This is a genomic window from Protofrankia sp. CiP1_Cm_nod3, from assembly GCF_982290655.1.
The window spans coordinates 4,369-11,110 of the sequence record NZ_CEVIVD010000155.1 but is presented as its reverse complement, the minus strand read 5'-3'; the positions used below and the strand labels follow the sequence as shown (position 1 = coordinate 11,110).

The window sequence follows — 6,742 nt, the reverse complement described above, 5'->3', positions numbered from 1 at the left end:
GTTCCCGGCCCGTCCGGCCTGCCCGGCACGCCCGGTCGGACGGGCCGGCCACCACGACGCTGCCTCCTCGACGCCTGGCAGGTACGTCATGCCGGACACCTTCCCACACCGTTCACGAGCCTGACGAAACCCGGGGGCACGAGGCCGGACGCCAGGGGCACGAGGCAGGACGCCGCCGCGGAGCGGAGCACCGGGCGGGAGGCGCGACAGGCCGGTCCGACCGCCGCCGGGGCGCCCCGCGCGGGGCGAGACGCCACCCCCGCGCCGGCCCCTGCCGGCAGCCGGGGCCCTACAGGTACGACGAACACGTGGGCACCCCGGGGATCGGCTCGTCCTGCCCTCCCTGGGCCACCACGGTCGCCGGCAGATACCCCCAGGCGGCCGGGTAGCCATGGGTGTTGGGCCGGGAACTATCACCCTGGGTGTACAGCCACCAGGTGTTGGTGTTGCCCTGTACCACGGGATTAGCCCGGCCCCGCAGCTGGCAGACCACCCAGACGGCTGGCGCGGCGTTCATGTAGCCGCTGTCGTCGAGCTCCTGCGGCTCCTGCCCGGCCTGGACGTTGGCGTAGACGGCCGAACCGACGTAGGTACGGCAGTTGTACGTGGGGAAGGTCCGTCCGGCGTAGTCCGTGACGTTCCGGTTGCGTGGTGCGCAGCTTGTCGCAGGATCCGGCTGCGACGGGACGGCGCTGGCGGGCACCGACGAAGCCGCGGGGGGAGGCAGGACGACCGGCGCCCCCGTACCCGGGACCTGGCTGCCCGGCGGCCCCGCGACGGAAGCCGATGCGGCCGGGGCGGCCGAGGCGGCGGCGGACGCGCTGGGGGTGGCACCGCCCGGCGCGGACGGCGGAGCCGCCGAGATGGTCACCCTCGGATCCGGGGAACGCAGCCCGAGCCCCGGTACCAGCAACAGCAGCAGTGCCGCCAGCGCGAAGCCGCCCACCACCGGTACCAGCACGCCCAGCGCACGGCGGCGTTTCCCCGGCCCGGCGGCGGCCGGCACGACAGGCTCGGCGGTGCCGGCCGCCGGCGTGGCGGACGCCAGGCCGGCCGGGTCCGGCACAGCCGGCTGCGAGATGGCGGGTTCCGGGCCGGCCGCCGGCGTGGCGGACGCCGGCCCGGCCGGTGGCGCGTCCCCGCCGGCGGCGCGGCCCGAGCCCGGGTGTGGTGGCCGGGCCGGCGCCGCGCGCGTCCCGCCAGGTGGCGCGGAGGGCAGCGGCGGCTCGGGAACGGGAGCGGCGAGATGGCTGGTGATCGCCGATGCCGCCTCCGGACCGTCCGCCGGACCGTCCGCGGAGATGGGCGTGCCGGCCTGGCCGTCGCGGACGGCGGCTGTCGCGCGCAGTTCCGCCAGCACAGCCGCGGCGGTGGCGGGACGCTGGTCCGGCGCGGCGGCGAGGGCCCGCCGCACCAGCGTGACCAGCTCGTCGGGGACGCTGCCGGCCAGTTCGTCGGGCAGTGCCGGCGGCGGCCCGTCCAGCATCTCCCGCAGCAGCTGCGCCGGGACCCGGCCGGTGAACGGCGGCTGTCCGGCCAGCAGGGTGAAGAGGGTGGCGCCGAACCCGAAGATGTCGGAGGCGATGCTGTGCTCCCCGCCCTGGAGCACCTCGGGCGGCGTGTAACGGGGCGTGAACGCCACCGACGCGGTCGTGTTCTCCGCCGCGCTCTCGGCCACGGCGATGCCGAAGTCGCTGAGCACGGCGGTCCCGGACTCGCGGAGCAGGATGTTCGCCGGTTTGAGATCACGGTGCAGGACGCCGTGGCGGTGGGCGGTCACGAGGGCGTCGGCCACCTGCACACCGACGCGCAGCACCTCCTCGACGTCCAGTCGCCCGGCGTCGGCCAGCCGGTCGGCCAGCGACCCGCCCGCGATGTACTCCATCGCGATGTAGGGGCGCCCGTCCCGGGTCGTCCCGGCATCGAAAACCGAGATGATGTTCGGGTGACCGGTCAGCCGCCCGGTCACCCGGCATTCACGCAGGAACCGCCGCTTCGCGTCGGGATCGGTGAGGACGGCGTTCATCACCTTGATCGCGACCCGGCGGTCGAAGATCTCCTGCCGGCCCAGGTAGACCGTACTGAACCCGCCGTAGCCGATCGGCTCCAGCAGACCGTAACCGTCGATCATGTTACGAGGCGGACGGCCATCGCCGGCAGCCGCCGGGCCGGGTGGCCCGCGCCCCCGGCCGGGCCACCTCCGGTGGATCGCCGGCCGCGCGGGCCAACGCACCCGTCCGTCGGCAACCGCCGGGCGCAGGCCCGTTGCGTGCAGGCCCGTTGCTCGCAGGCTGGTCGGGCACGGACTAAATGCGGAGCGCCGTCAGGCGTTACCACGATATCCGGTATCTCCTTGTTCGGCACCGTCACGCCCGGTACCACCACGATAAATCCGATCATCATGATTCAGCCTATGGCGGGTACCCACCCACCAGCGGGACGTCTTTCCGCTGCCCACCGCTGCGGGACAGGCCAGACTTGCGATTGAGGCTGACAGTATCGGGTGAGCGGTATCGGTGAGGATAACGACACCCCAAGTGTATAAGGAGGCTCATGCCGGCAGCCATCATGCCGCCAGGCGCAGCTGCTGCGCCGGCGCGCGCGGCCGGGGCCAACGGCCGGGGCGCGGCGGGATCCCGGCCGGACGTCATCGTCGCCGGCGCCGGTGTGATCGGGCTCGGCGTGGCGTGGCGCGCGCGTCTGCGCGGGCTGACAGTCACCGTCGTCGATCCCGCGCCGGGATCGGGGGCCAGTTGGACGGCCGCGGGCATGCTCGCCCCCCTCAGCGAGCTCCACTACGGTGAGCAGCCCCTGCTCGCGCTGAACATGGCGTCGGCACAGCGCTACCCCACGTTCGTCGCGGAGCTGGAGCGCAGCAGCGGCACCGAGGTCGGCTACCTGCGCTGCGGGACGCTGGTCGCGGCCTGGGACAGCGCGGACATGGCCGGTCTGCGCGACATCCACGGCTTCGCGCGCTCGCTGGGCCTGCGCACCGAGCTGCTGACCCGGCGCGAGCTGCGCGCCCGCGTCCCGGCGTCGGCGAGCGGCCTGGCCGGCGCACTGGCGGCACCCGACGATCACCAGATCGACAACCGGCTGCTGCACGGCGCGCTGCTGCGGGCCTGCGTGGCCGAGGGGGTGACGCTGCTCCCCGCCGCCGCGCGGCGGTGGCTGCTGCGCGGCGACCGGGTCGTCGGGCTGGAGCTGGCCGACGGCACCGAGCTGACCGCGCCGGTGGCCGTCCTCGCCTGCGGAGCGTGGTCGGGCCGGATCGACGGGCTGCCGCCCGGGGTGCTGCCGGCGGTCCGCCCGGTCAAGGGCCAGACCCTGCGGCTGCGTACCGTCGGGCCGCCGCCGCTGACCTGTGTGCTGCGGGGCACGGTACGCGGCCACCCGGTGTACCTGGTGCCCCGCGCCGACGGCCGGATCGTGGTGGGGGCCAGCAGCGAGGAGGCCGGCTTCGACCTGCGGCCCCGCGCGGGCGCCGTGTACGAGCTGCTCCGGGACGCCCAGGCCCTCGTCCCGGCGGTGGGTGAGGCGGAGCTGGAGGAGGTCAGCACCGGCCTGCGGCCCGCCTCACCGGACAACGCACCGCTGATCGGCCCGTCCCGGCTGCCCGGGCTGCTGCTCGCCGTCGGCCACTACCGCAACGGCGTGCTGCTCACCCCGGTGACGGCGGACGCCATCGCCGGCCTGCTGGCGGACGGCGCCCTGCCCGGCGAGGCCGCCGCCTTCACCCCGGCCCGGTTCGACCATGCCATCGACCGCACCGGGCCGTCGACCGGGCCGTCGAGTATGCCGGGGACCGGGCCGGCGAGGGACGCGTCGCCGATGACCAGGCCGTCGAGAACCGGTCGACCAGGGAGGACGTCAGATGACTCTCACCGTGAACGGCAAGGCCATGCAGGTGCCGGCCGGTACCACGCTGCACCAGCTCATGATCATGATGAGCGTTTCCGCCAACGGCCGTGGGAGCGCCGCCGCGGTCGACGGCGTCGTCGCCCCCCGCAGCCGGTGGGAGAACCTGGAGCTGCGCGCCGGCCAGCACGTGGAGATCCTGACCGCCACCCAGGGAGGCTGACATGGCCGACGACGCGTTCACGATCGCCGGTGAGGAGCTCGGCTCCCGGCTGATCCTGGGCACCGGCGGCGCGCCGAGCCTCGCCGTCATGGAAGCGGCGATCAGGGCTTCCGGCACGGACATGTGCACGGTGTCCATGCGCCGGGTGGACACCACCACCCCGGGGTCGACGCTGGACATGCTCGCCCGCTGCGGCGTGCGGGTGCTGCCCAACACCGCCGGCTGCCGCACGTCCCACGAGGCCGTCCTCACCGCCGAGCTCGCCCGGGAGGCGCTGGGAACGAACTGGGTGAAACTCGAGGTGATCGCGGACGAGCAGACCCTGCTGCCGGACCCCATCGAGCTCCTCGACGCGGCGGAACGCCTCGTCGCCGAGGGTTTCACCGTCCTGCCCTACACCAACGACGACCCGGTGCTCGCCCGGCGCCTGCAGCAGGTCGGCTGCGCGGCCGTGATGCCGCTGGGCGCGCCCATCGGGACCGGGCTCGGCATCCGCAACGCCCACAACATCGAGCTGATCGTCGCCGAGGCGGAGGTCCCGGTCGTCCTGGACGCCGGGATCGGCACCGCCTCGGACGCGGCGCTGGCCATGGAGCTCGGCTGTGACGCCGTCCTGCTGGCGTCGGCGGTGACCCGCGCCCAGGATCCCGCCCTGATGGCGGCGGCGATGGCGGCCGGCGTCACCGCGGGACGGTTCGCCGCGCGGGCCGGGCGCATCCCGCGCCGTCACCATGCCCGGGCGTCGTCGCCCGTCCACGGCACGGCGGTGTTCTGAGCCGGCCCGGTTCCGCCGGTGGCGGGATCGGGATCCCGGCCCGCGCCCGGCGGCGTCCGGGTTCCGGGCGGGCTCCCGCCGCCGCCGTTTGCCTGCCCGGGCAGCGGAAAGGAGCCGTATGGGGTGGCGCCCCCGCCCGGTCGGCGGTCCGTCCCGGGGCGGGCGTGTCCCGGCGTGGGCGTGTCATGGCGGTCGGGCGTGTCATGGCGTGGGCCGGGCAAGGCCGGCGTCCCGCGCCGGGTATCCCCGCTCCCGCCGCTCCCCACTCCCTGTGATCTTTGCTGCCACGCACCGGCCTACGCCGGATGCGGGGCCGCGGCTGCGAGCATCGATGCGGGCACCTGCCCACGTTGTCGCTCGAACGACAGATGGAGCACGTTCGTGGCCGTCCCCAGCGTTTCGTTCTCGATAACAGTGCGCCTTGACGTACCAGCATCGTCACAGATCGTCGGCAAGATCACCACCGCTGTCGGCAAGCTGGGCGCGGTGGTCACCGCCCTCGACGTCGCGGAGTCGCACGCGGGCCGGCTCGTGCTGGACATGACCTGCCTGTGCGTCGACGCCGAGCAGGCACAGGCCATCGCCGAGACCCTGCGCCGCATGCCGGACTTCGTCGTCCGGCGGGTCAGTGACCGGGTGTTCCTGCTGCACCTCGGCGGGAAGATCGAGGTCGCGAGCAAGGTCGCGCTGCGGACCCGCGACGAGTTGTCCATGGCCTACACTCCCGGTGTCGCCCGGGTGTGCCTGGCCATCGCCGACCGGCCCGACGACGCCCGGCGGCTGACGGTCAAGCACAACAGCGTCGCGGTGGTCTCGGACGGCTCGGCCGTGCTCGGCCTGGGCAACATCGGCCCCATCGCCGCGATCCCGGTGATGGAGGGCAAGGCCGCGCTGTTCAAACGGTTCGCGGACATCGACGCGTGGCCGATCTGCCTCGACACCCAGGACACCGACGAGATCGTGCGCACGGTGGCGCTGCTCGCGCCCGTCTTCGGCGGCATCAACCTCGAGGACATCGCCGCGCCCCGCTGCTTCGAGATCGAACGGCGGCTGCGCGGCCTGCTCGACATCCCGGTCTTCCACGACGACCAGCACGGCACCGCGATCGTCGTCCTCGCAGCCCTCACCAACGCGCTGCGGATCGTCGGCAAGTCACTGGGCTCCGTACGGATCGTCACCAGCGGGGCGGGCGCGGCGGGCACGGCCATCCTGCGCCTGCTGCTGCGGGCCGGCGCGGGCCGCGCGGGCGGCAGCGTGATCGTGTCCGACATCGGCGGGATCATCTCGCCGGCCCGCGAGGACCTGGACGACAACGGCCGGTGGATCTGCGCGCGCACCAACCCGGACAGGCTCACCGGGACGCTGCGGGACGCCCTGAGCGGCGCCGACGTGTTCATCGGCGTGTCCGCGCCGGGCATCCTCACCGGCGCGGACATCGCGGCCATGGCCGACGGCGCGATCGTCTTCGCGCTGGCCAACCCGGACCCCGAGGTCGACCCGGCGGACGCCCGGATGTACGCGACGGTCGTCGCGACCGGCCGCTCGGACGAGCCGAACCAGATCAACAACGTGCTGGCCTTTCCCGGTGTCTTCCGCGGGCTGCTGGACTCCCGGGCCCATGACATCACCGAGGACATGCTGCTCGCCGCGGCCCACGCGCTGGCGGCGGTGCTGCGCGAGGACGAGATCAACCCGCTCTACGTCGTGCCGAGCGTCTTCGACGAGCGCGTGATGCCGGCCGTGGCCGAGGCTGTCAGCGCCATGGCCGCCAACGCCGTGGCCGCCAACGCCACGGCCGCCGGTAGTACCAAGGCGGCTGGCACCAAGACAGCCGGGAGCAAGGCAGCCGGGGCCAGGAGGTCTGGTACCAAGGCGGCCGGCACGGT

General features: G+C 74.2%; 4 protein-coding genes. 3 read left to right on the top strand and 1 reads right to left on the bottom strand.

What is annotated here, in order from left to right; all coding sequences use genetic code 11:
* Positions 1 to 289 precede the first annotated feature (289 nt).
* Entirely contained in the window at positions 290 to 2,131 is a 1,842-nt protein-coding gene (locus AC5LUJ_RS20705) for a serine/threonine-protein kinase (protein ID WP_493465557.1), read from the bottom strand.
* A 422-nt stretch (positions 2,132 to 2,553) separates the two neighbouring features.
* Here AC5LUJ_RS20705 and thiO point away from each other — a divergent pair, with 422 nt between their 5' ends.
* The 3 genes from thiO to AC5LUJ_RS20690 all read left to right on the top strand — a co-directional run.
* A complete protein-coding gene (thiO, locus tag AC5LUJ_RS20700) occupies positions 2,554 to 4,134 on the top strand; it encodes a glycine oxidase ThiO (RefSeq protein ID WP_493465556.1) in 1,581 nt (526 codons plus the stop codon).
* Positions 4,083 to 4,856 carry a thiazole synthase gene (locus AC5LUJ_RS20695; RefSeq protein WP_250287311.1) on the top strand — a complete coding sequence of 258 codons (774 nt, stop codon included), beginning with the start codon at positions 4,083 to 4,085 and terminating at the stop codon, positions 4,854 to 4,856. The genes thiO and AC5LUJ_RS20695 overlap by 52 nt, the downstream gene beginning before the upstream one ends.
* A gap of 381 nt (positions 4,857 to 5,237) precedes the next feature.
* The coding region (locus tag AC5LUJ_RS20690) for an NAD-dependent malic enzyme (protein WP_493465555.1) at positions 5,238 to 6,742 on the top strand (1,505 nt) is incomplete at its 3' end.

Bases quoted from the DNA above. Each gene is read 5' to 3' on its own strand.
- AC5LUJ_RS20705 (WP_493465557.1), bottom strand. From the start codon at position 2,131: ATGATCGACGGTTACGGTCTGCTGGAGCCGATCGGCTACGGCGGGTTC.
- thiO (WP_493465556.1), top strand. From the start codon at position 2,554: ATGCCGGCAGCCATCATGCCGCCAGGCGCAGCTGCTGCGCCGGCGCGC.
- AC5LUJ_RS20695 (WP_250287311.1), top strand. From the start codon at position 4,083: ATGGCCGACGACGCGTTCACGATCGCCGGTGAGGAGCTCGGCTCCCGG.